Raw genomic sequence first — 13,799 nt, 5'->3', positions numbered from 1 at the left:
TACCTCTCCTTTACCCAGCGGATGAAGTAGTCAGGGTTCAATTCCTCGCCGATGGCCTTCTTTAGGAGCTCCTTTGGCGGATAGATGCTTCCCCAGCGATGTATCTTCTCCCTGAGCCAGGCCTTAATCGGTTCGAACTCGGCCTTGGCAACCTTCTCCTCGAAGTCCGGGATGTCCCTCTTCATGTGGTAGTAGAGCTGGCTCGCGAGGAGGGTTCCGATGCTGTAGGTCGGGAAGTAGCCTATCGTCCCGTGCGCCCAGTGGATGTCCTGGAGGATTCCTTCCGCGTAGGTCTTCGGCCTTATGCCAAGGAGGTTCTCCATCTCATCGTTCCAGAGCTCGGGTAAGTCCTTCGCCTTAACGCCCTCGTTGAGCATCATCCTCTCGAGCTTGAAGCGGAGCAGTATGTGGAAGTTGTAGGTAACTACATCGGCCTCGGTCCTTATGAAGTCCGGTCTAACTATGTTGAAGTAAAGGTAGACGTCCTCGGGGGTGTAGTTGGACATGAAGGGCAGGTTCTCCCTGAGGACAGGATAGATGAGTTCAGCAAACTCCCTACTCCTTCCGATGATGTTCTCCCAGAAGCGGCTCTGGCTCTCGTGGATTCCAAGGCTTACCCCACCGGCTATCGGCGTGAACATAAATCTTTCATCCTGCTGGAGCTCGTAGAGAGCATGCCCAAACTCGTGGACCGTACTTAGAATCGTCCTCCTGAAGTCGTAGCCTTCATATCTCGTAGTTATCCTGACGTCCCTTATGCCGAACTCGGTCGTGAACGGGTGAGCCGAGACGTCGAGCCTTGAGCGAACGCCAAGCGGGAAGCCGAACTTCTTGAGAATCCAGATGTTAACGCGCTCCATCTGCTCCCTCTCATACTTCTCCTTCTCGAGCGGGTGCTCCCTTGGAACTTTGCCCTCCTCCATTATCTTCTCAAGGAGGGGCTTGAGCTCCTTCTCCAGCTTCTCAAATATTCTCTTGACTTCTTTGGTGGTCAGTCCCTCCTCGAAGAGGTCGAGCAGGGCATCGTAGGGCTCGTCCTCATAGCCGAGGTACTCGGCGGCGCGCTTCGCAAGGTCTATGATTCTGTCGAGCCACGGCTCAAACTTCGAGTAGTCGTCGCTCTTCTTTGCCTCCTCCCATGCCTTGGTCGCCTGGCTCGTTACCTCACTCCTCTCCCTGAGGAACTCGGGCGGAAAGGCCCTGCTTATCCTTATCTGTCTGTCAAGAACCCTAACAACGCCACGCTCGTACTTGTTGAGCTCCATGCCCTTGGCCTTCTCGACGAGCTCCACAAAGTCCGGCCTGAGAAGGAACTCCTGACTCATAACGCTTAACTCGCCCTGGGCCACACTCCTCTCAAGGATTCCCTCCTTGGGCATGTTAACTTCCATGTCCCAGCCGAGAACGCTCTGGGCGTGACCGATGGCCCATATCCTCCTGTACTTTTCAAGAATCTGCTTTACGGTCTCGTTCCGAAAGACACTCTCCATAGGAACCACCCATTGTTTTTTGCTGGAAAGTTCTTGCCAGACTCTTTTAATCTTTTCGATGGGCATCTGAACGTACGGGTAAAAACCAATTACCACGACCGGAAACGGCTTAAAGGGGAAAGACCATCGGAGGGAAAAGGTGGTTGCCATGGGGCTGGATTTGGTTGTGCTCGGTCACGTCTCCATAGATCACATACACATACCCGGAAAGCCGGAGATACTTCTTCCCGGCGGGGCGGCCGCGGCCGTTGCCACCTCCGCGGCGCTGGCGGGGGCAAGGGTCGGACTGGTAACTAAAATCGGAGAGGACTTTCCAAGGGAATGGCTGGAAAAACTCTCCCAATACGTTGACATCAGGGGCGTTCAAATCCTCCCAGGGAAGACGATACACATCCACATGATCTACCACGAGGACGGGAGCGTTGATGCCCCCGTTGACATGGGCGTCGCCCGGGGAATGGGTGAAACGCCGATTCCGGAGGAGTACCTGGACTCGAGAGTATTCCACATAGCACCGATTCCGCCGGAGGAGCAGCTGAAGGCCCTTAAAAGGCTCGAGGGGAGGAGAATAAGCCTAGACTTTAACCCCACCTACATGGAGGACTACAGGACCAGGAAAGACCTGATGAGGGAGATAGTTTCCCGCGTTGACGTGCTCTTCCCCAACGAGCGGGAAGCGTTGACCATAACGGGTCTGGACGACGTCAGGAAAGCGGCTGAAACACTCCACGAATGGGGAGCGAAGCTCGTCGTGATAACGCGCGGTGAGAGGGGCGTCCTGCTCTACGATGGGAAGTTCAGGGAGTTTCCAGCCCTTCCGATAAGCGAGGACGAGATAGTTGATCCAACGGGGGCGGGGGATGCCTTCGCGGGGGGCTTCCTTGCCGGCTACTCTAGAGAAGAGCCCCTAGAGGAGTGCGTGAGGCTTGGCCTCGAGAGGGCCAGGGAAGTGCTGAAAAAGGAGGGAAGCTGGAGCATCTAATCCGTGATCAATCTGGCTAGGAGGTACATCACAATGAGGAAGAAGGCAGCGAGGGAGGTAACTTCGAGTCGGGGCAGGAGCGGCGAGAGGTGGACCATCACCAGGTAGATCGGAAAGGCCAGCAGCGTCGCCGCTATCAGAAGGACGTAGTGCTCCAGCGGTGCCTTTTCCCTCTCGAGATAGCCCATCTCAACCGAGAGGAGGGCCAGGCTCATTATCGCGAGCCCATAGAGGCCACCGGTTCTTGTGTAGATGAGGTACGCGCCAACTGAAACCAGGAAGAGCGTCCCTATGAAGTACCACCCGATCGCCATAAGGCCGAGGGGAAGGAGCAGGAGCGTCCTGTGATCCAGCCTCCAGAGGAGGGCGAAGAGGAGAAGGAGGGGAACGAGGGAGTAGGGACGGCGCTTTATCCTCATAGCCCGATCACCTCCGCTATTGCCGCCTTCAGCGGCTTCCTGACATCCCAGTCTATAATGACTCCATAGGAGGCCATCTTCTTGAGGACCGCCTTCCTCTGGAGGGAGAGTAGCTTAAGGGCCAGCTCCTCCTCGCGGCCCTTCGGTTCGACGGCGGTGTAGGGGTTCGGGCTTATCACGACGACGTTGTAGCCGAAGGAGGCCATTATCTTCAAAGCCTCCCTGCTCTCTTCCGTCAGGAGGGGAGAGAGGTAGACCAGCTGGGCCCTAGGCGGGAAGTGGGAGCGTATGAGGTGCTCCACCTGGTAGGCTATCATGTTGTTCCTGTCCGGTTTGGCCGTGCTCAGGAAGTCAATGCACTTGAAGAAGTGCCTCTTGCCGTAGTCGGGGCGAACCCAGAGGGGGACGTCCTCAGCCAGGAGAAGGCCGAAGCTCGTACCCTCGTTAAGGGCGTTGAGCATCAGCGAGGCGGCAGCTCTAACGAGGTGGTCAAAGACCAGTTCGCCCGTGTAGGATGCATCAACTATAAATATAACGTCCACCTTCCTCTCGCTCTCGTACTCGTTGGCCATTATCTTCCCCGTTCTCGCGGTGGCCTTCCAGTTGATTATCCTGAGCGGATCACCGGGCTGGTATTCCCTTATGGCGTGGAACTCCACTCCCTCGCCGACCCTCGGTGATGGAAGCGCACCGACGGTTATCTTGGTTCCCCTCGTTGAGTAGGGCGTGGGAACGTCGGTGATTATCGGGACACCGATGAGCTCGGTGTAGAGGTCGAACTTCTTCGTGAAGTGGAAGAAGCCGAAGGGGTCGCGGTAGCTCAGCTCTACCCAGTTGAACTTGTGTATTCCTCGCTTCACGCGCACCTTATAGCGGAACTCCCTCGTTTCTCCCCCTGACAGGGAGACGACCCACTCCTTCTCACCCTCAATGAGCTCCAGTCCCTCGGGCAGGTCTTCCCTTATCTTAAGGCCCGGTATCCGCTCGCTGGACCTTATCCTGATGATCACCTCGAGCTCGCTTCCCTCGAGGAAGCGGTTGTGGGGGATAATCCTCTCAAGTTCAACCTTCATCCCGGGCCTGAAGAAGAGCACCGCCGTGAGGAACAGCAACACCGCGGGGAGAACTAAGTAGACCATCTCCCAGCGGAGAAGGAGGAAGGCTATGAGGACCAGGAGCCAAATAGCGAGGAGTAACTCCTCCGTCTTCTCCGTGGGGATCATTTTGCCCTCCACGGGCCCTTCATCCGGGCCCCCGGCGTTCGTCTCACCGGAGGGAAATGGAGCCGCCTGCACCCTTCCACCTCACTCGAATTTGGGAACCGGAACCCTTTCAAGGAGCTTCTCCATTATGCTCTCCTGGCTCACCTTGGTGTACCAGAGTTCCCTCTTCAGGATGAGCCTGTGGCTCAGAGCCGGAACAGCGACCGCCTTTACATCGTCGGGAATCACATAGTCCCTGCCCTCAAGTGCCGCGTACGCCCTGGAGAGCTTGAGCAAAGCGAGTGAACCCCTGGGGGAGGCACCTATCTCGATCTCCCTCTTAGCTTCCCTTGTGGCGGTGACTATGTCTGTTATGTACTCCAGTATGGGATCGCTGACGTAGACATCCTCTATGGCCCTCTGCATCTCGACGACCTCCTCCGCGCTCAGTATCCTTTGAATGTCCACGTCCTCCTTCTTCCTCGCCATCCTCCGCCGAAGTATCTCCATCTCCTCGCGCTTGGATGGGTATCCAACGCGGAGCCTGACCAGGAAGCGGTCGAGCTGGGCCTCGGGGAGGGGGTAGGTTCCCTCCTGCTCTATCGGGTTCTGAGTGGCTATGACGATGAAGGGCTTTGGCAGGACGTAGGTGTTGCCCTCAACGGTAACCTGCCTCTCCTGCATCGCCTCGAGCAAAGCCGACTGGGTCTTCGGTGGCGCGCGGTTGATCTCGTCCGCCAGGAGGACGTTGGTGAAGACCGGTCCCTTTCTGAACTCGAACTCCAGAGTTTTCTGGTTGAAAACAGAAACACCGAGAATGTCGCTTGGAAGCAGATCGGGAGTGAACTGGACGCGCGTGAACTGGACGCCCAAAGCCTTGGCGAAGCTCTTCGCCATCAGGGTTTTGGCCAGTCCCGGCAGGTCCTCCAGCAGGACGTGGCCGTCCGCCAGGATGGTCGTCAGTATCAGCTTCAGAACTTCCTCCTTTCCGACTATTGCCCTGCCGACCTCGTTGAGGACGGCGTTTCCCTTCTCGTGTATCTCCTCAATCCTCATTCAGATCAGCCTCCACTATCTTGAGTGCCCTCTCGAGGTTGTCCAGAAAGTCTCCCTCCGATCGGAGAACCTTCAAGGCTTCGTTTGGCTCGGAGAGGAGTGAGCGGTAGGTGGAGTTGTAATCATCCGAGAGGGTGGCGTAGATCTCCACTATCTTTTCCTCGACGAGGGAACGGGCCACCCTCCCGCTCCGGGCCTTCCGTATCAAGCCTACCGTTCTCTCGACATCGGTCTTCCTCTCGATCTCTATTCTACGCCTGAGCTCTGGTATGGCCACCCGCATCTCGAACCCAAAGAGCAGGAACGCCAGAAACGTGCCAAGAAAGAGGACGGCGAGCCATCTGAAGGCGTAGGAACTCAAAAACGTTGCGGCGATGAGCATGATAGCCGACACCACTATCGCAACCCTATGAAACCTCATTCAGAACACCCCTCATCTTCCTGTAGAGCTCGAGGGCCCTCTCGGCGTCCTCCCAGGTGACCTTCTCAGGGGCGTACTTCGCCTTCTCAAAGAGCCTCGTGAGGCCGGTGAAGGGTTCCCTGAGGAGGGAAACGTTCACCCTGCCAGCGTGCTCCCAATGGGTCCAGCTCTCCCTGTAGGGTATACCAAGAACCTCAAGCCAGAGGACGGCGTTCTTGTATATCGCAACAACGGCCTCCCTGGGATCGGAAAAGGTTTCGAGGCCGAGCTCCTCCACCTTCCTGTCGAAGTTCAGTGCCCTCTCGCGCATCCTCTTTCTTTCACGCCTTTTGAGAACCTCCCTGTAGTAGGCAACGGCAAAGTAGAGGAGGCTGGCTATGAAAACCGTCAAAATTGCGTAGAGCAGGTAGTCGGTATGCGAGATACCACCTGAGGTCGAGTTTGTGAGGGTGTTGTTGTAGTAAACCGGCGAAGGGGGGAGAACGCTGCCGTTGACTGTAACGCTGGTCGTGTTGTTGGTGGGAACCACGACCCGGGTCCTGGAGTTCTTTATTCTGTAAATCGCAAGAAGCGCCGAGAGTATCATAACCGCCCAGGCGATAAGGTAATTCTTCTCGTCCACGGGATAGAGCTTCCTCTTGAGGGGTATGTCGCGCCAGCTGAGGAAAAGCAGGGCGAGAACTACCACCGAGAGAGCGGCAATCGCTATCAGGAGAAACCCCGAGAACCCCGCCGGGCTCCGCTTAATTTCACCGTCCCGGACACTGTAACCCATCAGAAGGGTCATCAGTGCAAACAGCAGTCCGGAGAGTGCCACGGTTTTTACCCTGCCGTCCATCTTCACCGTCAGGACTACACAGGGAGGTTTAAAAGCATTTACCCCCAAGTAAAACCCGGGTGATGGATGTGGAAAGGATGCCGAGGCTTTACGTTGAGGTTGACGCTGGAGAGTGCGTGGTTGGAGGAAAAACCGCAAGGGACTGCGTGGTTATTCAGGAGAACGTCGAGGTCTGGCTGAAGGAGGGGGATGAACTGCCTGGATTCGTTGATCGGGAGAAAGCGGAGTTCCTGGCGAGAGAGATCTACGATCGCTTCCACCTCTACGTGGACAGGGAAGAGGGGAGAGTCCTCACCGACGCAATCCTGATTCTGCCCGATGGGAGGACGAGGATATACCTGAAGAGGGGCGACGAACTGATGATCCTCCCGGTCGAGGGGTACACGAAAACGATAATAGCAAACGTTGGAAACAGGGTTAGAAGGGGCGACGCCTTCGCCGCGGTCACCACGAGGAAGGGGGAGGTGCACTACCTCAAACCACCCAGGACGGGAACGGTTGTCTTTATAGACGAGATGACCGACAGGCCCCACTACGTCTACTACCTCCTGCCGGAGGAGTGATCCCCTCCATTTTTGGGCACCGATGAGCAAAGCTTTATAAGTTCCCGCGAGAAAGAGAGCCCGAAAGTCTTTTGGAGCTGGAAAAATGAAGGTTGAACGTGGAGATCGCGTAAAGTTCCACTACGTTGGAAAGTTTGAGAACGGCGAGGTTTTTGACACGAGCTACGAAGATGTAGCAAAGGAACACGGCGTTTACGTTGAGGAGCGCGAGTACGGGCCCCTTGAGGTCACGGCCGGCGCTGGGGAGGTAATCCCCGGTCTGGACGAGGCACTGATAGGTATGGAGGTCGGCGAAAAGAAAACCGTCGTCGTCCCTCCGGAGAAGGGCTACGGCCTGCCGAACCCGGAGCTCGTGATTGAGGTGCCCGTTTCAGAGTTCACCAAAGCCGGCATGGAGCCCGTTGAGGGCATGTACGTCATGACCGATTCGGGGATAGCCAAGATAGTGGCCGTTGAGGGGGATAAGGTGAAGCTCGACTTCAACCACCCCCTGGCCGGGAAGACCCTCGTCTTTGAGGTAGAGGTCGTTGACGTTAAGAAGAAGTCAGGGGACGAGTCCGATTCCCCCGAGGTGGATACTGGTTATTCCCTTGAAAACGGCGAATCCTAAGGCCATGAGAAGGAGGCTGTACCTCAGCCCCGCCGAGTACTTCCCTTCTCTTATTACCCCTATTCCCAGGCCCGAGATTGCCGCCTGGATCAGAACGAACACCATCAGTATGTTGGTGAGCGTTTCAACCGGAAGGGTTACAACCCCACCTGACCCCATGCTCACCATTATCTGGGCGACGATGCCCAGTATCAACGGCCCTATGAACCCGCTGGTTATGATGAAGAACATCGTCTGCATACCCGTGGAAGCCTTGCGTTCCTTCCTTATGCGGAGTATCTCCCTGACGTCGTTCCCAACGTAAACCAGAACGTCGCTCATGGGGGCACCCCTCTCAAGGGCCTCTATGATTATCATCATCGAGCGGTAGATGATTTTTGACTTTCTGTTTCTGAGGGCGAAGGCCCTGAGCGCATCAACCGTAGGGCGACCCTTCTTTATCTCGGCCACGGTTCGCCTGAACTCCTCCGTCAGGGGGCCGAACTTCGCAGTTGTGAGCTCTTCCAGGGCCTCGGAGAAGGAGATACCCGCCCGGAGCGAGCTGGCCAGGTAGAAGAGCGCATCGGGGAGCATGTTCTCCATTTCCTCTATCCTCTTGGTGATCCTCCAGTAGGGGTAGCCAAAGGCCATTCCCAGGAAGACGACGACGAAGGCCAGAAGTGAGTTGAGGGGGGACGAGACCATAAAGACGAGGAGTCCAACTATGATTCCCATGAGGAGGGAGATGGTGAGGTACTCCGCGGCCAGGAAGCCTATGTTGGCGGAGTAAATGAAGAGCTCGTAGCGCTTCATCCACTTTTCAGGAACGATCTTCTCGACCAGTGATATCAGGATTGATGAAAGTCCCGGCATCCTCTCACCTCGGCTCTCCCATCTTGATCATGTTGACTATTATTAGCGATATCGCCGGAAACGCCACCAGGAGCATGACGGCCAGTGTGGAAGGCGGCATTACGAGTCCCTGTGACATCATTGAACCGGCCAGGATCCCGACGACGAACATCGTTGGCATCACGATCGTCAGGAACATATAAACGAAGGCTATACCGTTGACCTTCTGGATGTACTCAACCAGCTTCATCCTGTACTCAAAGGCGAAGTCCTCGGCGAGCTTGTAGAGGATCTCAGAGAGGTTTCCTCCAAACTTCACGGCCCTGAGTATCTGCTTGACGACCCTGCTGACGGTTTCAGAGCCCATCTTCTCGTCGAACCTCATGAGTGCCTCCTCAAAGGACGAACCCGTCCTCATGTCCCTGAGTATGAGCTCGAACTCCTCCGATATGGGGCCGTAATCGGCCCTCGCAACCGAGAGTATCGCCTCGGATATACCGACACCCGCGCTCAGGAGAGAGGCCATGTGCCTGAGGGCGTAGGGCATGGCCTTCTCTACCTCCGCGACGCGCCGCTTCCATACCATCCTGGGATAGTGGCGCATGTAGACAAAGCCCCCGATGAACCCGAGGAGACCGACGAGCAGGGATACGTCCAGGGGAAGGTACATAAGATAGGCGAAGAGGAATCCGAAAATACCGGAGAATATCGCAACCCCTAGCATCAGGGCAACGTACCTCTCGGGCGGCATGAGTATGTTGGCCCGGTAAAGGTCCCTGTCCAGTCCCTTAATGGAGGAGGTGAGGGCCCTGACCGGTCCACGGAAATAACGGAGGATCGCCTCCGCAAACCTGTCGGAGAAGGGCCTCTGGATTTCCTTCTTCCTCCACTCGATGATCTCCTCTATCTCCTTTTCCTTCTCGGCCTCGCTCTTCTCAGTCTCGACCTCTTTCTGGAGCTGTTTGAGGGCCCTGAGCCTCTCCTGAACCGTTTTACCCTTCGGAATCTTCCGGGTAGGGATCTCCGCTACCTCCAGCGTCTTGCCGCCGAGCCTCTCAAGGAAGTTGGTGATGCTGTCGAACAGACCCATTGGAACCACCCTCACATCAGACTCCGTACCCTCTCGCTGAGCTCAACGCTGCCGCCCATCTCTATCTTCCGAAGGAGGGCGCTCTCGTCCACGTAGAACTGCCTTATGTAGTGACCGACCTTTTCTATACCCCTGATGCCCTCCTCGATCATCCAGTCGAGGACTATCTTCCTCTTCTCCTTCTCCAGCTCGAGCTCGGCCACGCTCATCCCGGTGTGCCTCGCCAGTTCGTTGAGTGTCCTGCTGGGAACACCCGTTGGAACGAGCTCGTCCTTAGCCGGGTCGTACTTGTAGAGGGTGTTCAGCTGGACGTTCCCTGCCTCGATACCAGAGACCTCGGCTATCTCGGTAACACGCCTTATCGTTCCCTTCTTCCTGCTGTGAAAGCGAACCTGCATCAGGATTATGTCGAGGGCGGGGATCATCACCCTCGGGACGTTCATCGGCGGGCTTTCAAGCCTGACTATGGTCTCGCGGGCACTGTTGGCGTGGATCGTGCCCATACAGTTGGAGACGAGTATGCCGTTGGCCACGTAGTTGTGGTCGTCCTCCACTGTTAAGTCGTAGAGGTACTCTATTCCAAGCTCCTCAGGTGAGACCTCCTCAACGCTCACAACTTCATCCCAGTAAACGTCGCTCTCCGCTATGAGCTGGAGGCGCTTCGCCATCACCCACGCATCTTCATCGCCGATATCGCTGGCTATCCGCTGGAAAGCCAGGGCGATTCCCTTCAGTGCGGAGCGTCTAATCTCACCCATCCTGCCCTTCTCGACGTGCCTTATGAGGCTCTCCGAAACCTTCTCTCCTGCGTGGTGGGAAGCTAATGTTGAGAGTTCCGCAACGCTGAGGCCGAGCCTGAAGCGGAGCGGCCTTATCATCTCGCTTGAAATCGGCACACGGTAGGTTCTCCTGCCGCGATAGGACCTCTTCTCCGCGAGGATTTCGTCGAGCTTCGCCCTCTTCCCCGAATGGCGGAGAGGAATGAGCGAGCGGAACTTCCTGAGGTCCTCGACACCGCTCACTGTAACGCGGAAGATGTAACCTTCCTTGAATCCCCCCTTCTTAACCCTCGTAACGGTGCTTATTATGCCGAGCCTCTGGAGGGCGTACCATACTTTTCTCGCCGCATTCTCGCTCTTTGTGGTCAGGATTACTGAAGGCCCGCTTGGATCAACGTAGCCGTCGGCGTCGAAGAGTCCTGCGAGGAAATAGCGCATCAGCTCATCGTTCGAGAGAACCAGGTGGGGGACGTCCCAGTTGCCCTTCTTCCCCCTGGGGATTCCAAAGGTCCTCGAGAGGAAGTCCACGAAGATTTTGGAGCCGTAGGTTACAACTTTGCTCGTTCCGTTGTCCTTGATTGAGGGAGCACTCTCAGGCAGGAAAGCCGAGAGGGAATCGACGAAAGCCCCCATGTAATCGGGATCGTCGAAGGTTGCCGAGAGGTAGTAGCCGTCGGAGGAGAGGTAGCCGTCGCCGAGTATTACACCGACCGCGTAAGCCAATCTTTCATCAACTTCCCGGACAAGCTTAACTGGATTAGAGTTGACCGAGAGGAGGAACTGGGCTTTCTCCGGAGGCAGACCATCGTTGGGGACGCTTACCAGGCCTTTTCCGTTGGGGACGAGGTAGTAGTCGCTTATTCCGGCGTAGACCTCCGGGGTTACTATCGCCTTCCTCTGCGGCGGCCTCGGCGGGTTGAGCATAACGGCAACCCGGTCGCCGGGCTTGAGCTTCTCTGCCTCCTTCCTCACGACGTCGCCGTCCGAGAACACGAAGAACGGATGGGTCTTTGTGAGTACCACCTCGTTTCCGGTTCTCGTCCTTATCCTCAGAAGCTTCTCGCCTGCCCTCACCTTCCTCCGCCAGACCCTGGAAACGATGTGCTTTCCTGCCTTTAGGTCCGGCCCAACGCTTACCACCTCAAAGCGGTCTTCCTCGTTCAGCTCAACGTACTCCAGGTCCCTGTAGGTCTTCACTCCATCGGAGTATTTCTCAAAGAGCTTTTCTATCAGATCACCAATAAGCTCGAAGCGTCCGTCGGAGAGCTGGATGACCGAGAAGTCGTAGAGGGCGCCATTATGCCCCGTGTTCATCGCGGTGAACATCGTTCTCGCTTCCGGCCCGCGGACCTCACCGACGATGATTCTATCGGGACGCATACGGAGTGTGTTCTTGACGAGGTCGTCCATCGTTATCTCGCCCTTGCCCTCGAGGTTGGGCGGCCTCGTCTCGAGTCTAACCCAGTGTTCGACGGGCAGCTGAAGCTCGGCGGTGTCCTCGATGCTTATGACGCGCTCGCTCGGGGGGATGAACATTCCGAGGGAGTTTAAAGTGGTTGTTTTTCCGGAACCCGTTCCTCCAGCCACAAGAACGTTGGCGGGCTTGACGCCGAGTCCATCCACGAATATCCAGAGGAGGGCCGCTATGTCGGTGTTCATCGTGCCGTATTTGATGAGGTCTATTATGGTGAGGGGATCCTTCTTGAACTTGCGGATGGTTATGGTCGGACCATCGAGGCTTATCGGGGGTATGGTGGCATTAACACGACTTCCATCGGGGAGGCGGGCATCCAAGAGCGGACTCTGCTGGTCTATCCTCCTGCCGACCTCCCTGGCTATGCGCTCGATGATGTTGAGGATCTCCTTTTCCTCCGAAAAGACTATGTTGGTCTTGCACATATTGAAGCGCCTGTGCCAGACGTAGACCGGCTTGTTGGTTCCTATGACCATTATCTCCTCGAGGTTGTCATCCCGAACGAGTGGATCGAGCTTGCCGTAACCCACCATGGACTGGACTATCATCTCGGCGAGGATCTCTATCCTGCCCTCCGAATAGTGGGGAGCCTCCTCGCGTATCATGGACTTAACGGCATTGAGAAAGGCCTTTCGACGCTCCTCAAAACTCGGAAATGCCGCGGGGTCTATCTGGAGTTCGGTTATGGCCCTCTCTCGGATCCTGAGGAAAAGCTCCTCCTCATCCTTGTTCAGTTTTGGAAGGCGTAGCTCGTATATGGGGACGGGTTCACCCTTGACCCTGAGGATGCGAACGTTACCGTAGGCGTCGAGCACCTGGGCCCTTCCAACGTAGCTGGTCTCCTCCGTTGCCGGACGCGACGAGAGTACTTCCCTTAGCGCCGACGGCCCCTTCAGAAGGGGTTCCTCCGCGGGCTTTTCATCCCTGGCAAGAATTTCTCCGAGCAGGTCGGCTCCAGTTGGAGTGGAGGGAGGTTCCTCCTTTGCGGGTGCGCCGAGTATGTCCTCGAACTCCAGACCCCCGGGGATGGGAAGATCAGCCCCCTTGGTGGACTTTTTTTCGGGTTTCTTTTGCTTCCCTTCATCGCGCTTCAGTATGTCCTCAAGGACATCGGCCTCCCCGCCGAGTATCTCATCTATCCAGGAGGTTTCCCTTCTCTTTTTCTTCTCATCGCCTCCGTCAAGGAACAACATCACATCCCCCTTTCACGCCATTTTACCCGGTAGGTTATTTCAATCCCGCTGTTGGTTGTAACGAACCAGACTGGAAGGTCGTATTTCTCGCTTTCCGGAATGTTAAAGACGGGTGGGGCAACGCTCACCCCGGTCAGGAGAGTGTTGGTCAGGCCGAACATATTGGACGGGAACGCTGGCTGTGGGACGGTCCGCTCGGGTACCGAAAGGCCCGCGTACTCGTAGAGCTTTCTGGTGTAGTTCTCGTAGGTCATCGTGTAGTTGGGGGTGAAGCCGTACATCTCTCCGTCCGTGAAGAGGACCGGAACGGTGAGGGCGAAGAACTTCTGGAACTCCGTATCGGTGGAGCTAACGACGAAGCTGACGGTTCCCTCGTACTTCAGTATCCTTATGTGACCGTCGAGAACGGGGAACATGCTCCTCGCGGAGAGCTGGGTGGGTGAGTTTATGAGCTGGGGGATGACAACCCCGCAGGCGAGGTAGTTACCGTCACCGCCCGAACAGGGGACCCCGGGAAGGGAGTAGGACTCCTCCTTTATTATCCGGAAGTTTATCTCCACGGTCTCGTAGGGCATCAGCCATATCCCGGGGTTGTAGTTGAGCACCATCCTGGGGTTCCCGTTAAATCCGGCCGTTGTCTCGTTGTTCCCGAGGCGATGGACCGTCATAACATAGTTGGGGTTGAGCACGAGGAACTTGGGAAAGGGGGCGGTGTTCACCACGGTGATATTGAGGTCTATCATGACCAGACCGTTCATCCCACCCGTCGGCACCGAAGCTACTCCCGGGATGTGTAGAAGCGGAAGGAATAGCAGGGAAAAGAGAAGGGGAAAAACAACGAAACGTCTCAC

General features: G+C 56.4%; 13 protein-coding genes. 3 read left to right on the top strand and 10 right to left on the bottom strand.

Annotated features, from left to right (window positions below):
• The coding region (locus tag MV985_RS04735; protein WP_297463705.1) for a carboxypeptidase M32 at window positions 1-1,490 on the bottom strand (1,490 nt) is incomplete at its 3' end.
• Between the two features lie 148 nt (window positions 1,491-1,638).
• Between MV985_RS04735 and MV985_RS04730 the strand changes: the two genes are divergently transcribed.
• A complete protein-coding gene (locus MV985_RS04730; RefSeq protein ID WP_297463703.1) occupies window positions 1,639-2,472 on the top strand; it encodes a carbohydrate kinase family protein in 834 nt (277 codons plus the stop codon).
• Here the strand turns inward: MV985_RS04730 and MV985_RS04725 are convergent.
• The 5 genes from MV985_RS04725 to MV985_RS04705 form a co-directional block, all read right to left on the bottom strand.
• Window positions 2,469-2,891 carry a hypothetical protein gene (locus tag MV985_RS04725; protein ID WP_297463701.1) on the bottom strand — a complete coding sequence of 141 codons (423 nt, stop codon included), beginning with the start codon at window positions 2,889-2,891 and terminating at the stop codon, window positions 2,469-2,471. The two genes, MV985_RS04730 and MV985_RS04725, sit on opposite strands and share 4 nt — an antisense overlap.
• Window positions 2,888-4,114, bottom strand: a complete 1,227-nt coding sequence (locus MV985_RS04720; protein WP_297463715.1) for a DUF58 domain-containing protein — start codon at window positions 4,112-4,114, stop codon at window positions 2,888-2,890. Before MV985_RS04720 ends, MV985_RS04725 begins: the two co-directional genes overlap by 4 nt.
• Window positions 4,115-4,195: 81 nt before the next feature.
• Window positions 4,196-5,149 carry a MoxR family ATPase gene (locus MV985_RS04715; protein WP_297463699.1) on the bottom strand — a complete coding sequence of 318 codons (954 nt, stop codon included), beginning with the start codon at window positions 5,147-5,149 and terminating at the stop codon, window positions 4,196-4,198.
• Window positions 5,139-5,570 carry a hypothetical protein gene (locus MV985_RS04710; protein ID WP_297463698.1) on the bottom strand — a complete coding sequence of 144 codons (432 nt, stop codon included), beginning with the start codon at window positions 5,568-5,570 and terminating at the stop codon, window positions 5,139-5,141. The genes MV985_RS04715 and MV985_RS04710 overlap by 11 nt, the downstream gene beginning before the upstream one ends.
• Window positions 5,557-6,408, bottom strand: a complete 852-nt coding sequence (locus MV985_RS04705; RefSeq protein WP_297463713.1) for a DUF4129 domain-containing protein — start codon at window positions 6,406-6,408, stop codon at window positions 5,557-5,559. The genes MV985_RS04710 and MV985_RS04705 overlap by 14 nt, the downstream gene beginning before the upstream one ends.
• A gap of 68 nt (window positions 6,409-6,476) precedes the next feature.
• Here MV985_RS04705 and MV985_RS04700 point away from each other — a divergent pair, with 68 nt between their 5' ends.
• Window positions 6,477-6,971: a DUF2118 domain-containing protein gene (locus MV985_RS04700; RefSeq protein WP_297463711.1), complete on the top strand. Its 495-nt coding sequence runs from the start codon at window positions 6,477-6,479 to the stop codon at window positions 6,969-6,971.
• An 85-nt stretch (window positions 6,972-7,056) separates the two neighbouring features.
• On the top strand, window positions 7,057-7,581 hold the full coding sequence (locus tag MV985_RS04695) for a peptidylprolyl isomerase (RefSeq protein ID WP_297463697.1): 525 nt from the start codon (window positions 7,057-7,059) through the stop codon (window positions 7,579-7,581).
• On the opposite strand, the gene MV985_RS04690 is transcribed toward MV985_RS04695, so the two are convergent.
• From MV985_RS04690 to MV985_RS04675, 4 genes are read right to left on the bottom strand one after another with little or no spacing between them, the layout of a single operon-like run.
• Window positions 7,516-8,433 (bottom strand): type II secretion system F family protein, encoded by a 918-nt coding sequence (locus tag MV985_RS04690; protein WP_297463696.1) that lies wholly within the window; start codon window positions 8,431-8,433, stop codon window positions 7,516-7,518. The genes MV985_RS04695 and MV985_RS04690 overlap by 66 nt on opposite strands.
• A 4-nt stretch (window positions 8,434-8,437) precedes the next feature.
• Window positions 8,438-9,502: a type II secretion system F family protein gene (locus MV985_RS04685; RefSeq protein WP_297463709.1), complete on the bottom strand. Its 1,065-nt coding sequence runs from the start codon at window positions 9,500-9,502 to the stop codon at window positions 8,438-8,440.
• A gap of 11 nt (window positions 9,503-9,513) precedes the next feature.
• Window positions 9,514-12,948 (bottom strand): ATPase, T2SS/T4P/T4SS family, encoded by a 3,435-nt coding sequence (locus tag MV985_RS04680; RefSeq protein WP_297463695.1) that lies wholly within the window; start codon window positions 12,946-12,948, stop codon window positions 9,514-9,516.
• On the bottom strand, window positions 12,948-13,799 hold the full coding sequence (locus tag MV985_RS04675; RefSeq protein WP_297463694.1) for a hypothetical protein: 852 nt from the start codon (window positions 13,797-13,799) through the stop codon (window positions 12,948-12,950). Before MV985_RS04675 ends, MV985_RS04680 begins: the two co-directional genes overlap by 1 nt.

It is taken from the genome of Thermococcus sp., assembly GCF_027012695.1.
Taxonomy (GTDB): Archaea; Methanobacteriota_B; Thermococci; order Thermococcales; family Thermococcaceae; genus Thermococcus.
The sequence above is the reverse complement of the archived record's forward strand: the minus strand, read 5'-3'. Positions and strand labels throughout refer to the sequence as shown.